This is a genomic window from Candidatus Skiveiella danica (assembly GCF_022705245.1).
GTDB lineage: Bacteria > Pseudomonadota > Gammaproteobacteria > Burkholderiales > Burkholderiaceae_C > Skiveiella > Skiveiella danica.
Map to the genome: position 1 here is coordinate 268 of NZ_JAKJEW010000169.1, position 299 is coordinate 566.

General features: G+C 53.5%; 1 protein-coding gene. It reads left to right on the forward strand.

What is annotated here, in order from left to right; all coding sequences use genetic code 11:
- Window positions 1-35: 35 nt before the first annotated feature.
- On the forward strand, window positions 36-299 hold a 264-nt coding region (locus ACMUOY_RS20770; RefSeq protein WP_413894600.1), incomplete at its 3' end, for an ATP-binding protein.

Below are 299 nucleotides of genomic sequence, written 5' to 3' on the forward strand. Positions count from 1 at the left end.
TCGAAAACGCCCTTGAAATCGTCCGGATAAAGGCCGTGGAAAAAGACCTTGAGCTCGCCTGCGAAATTCAAAACGAGGTGCCTTCGGCAATCATCGGAGACCCCAATCGCGTCAGCCAGGTGCTCATCAATCTGCTTTCCAACGCGATAAAGTTCACGGAAACTGGAGAGGTTTCCCTCCTGGTCAGCCGCGGTCAGGCTGCCAGGCCAGTTAATGGCAATGTGGAAATTCAGTTTTCAGTGCGCGATACCGGCATCGGCATTGCAGCAGACCAGGTTGCAAAGCTTTTCCAGCCCTTC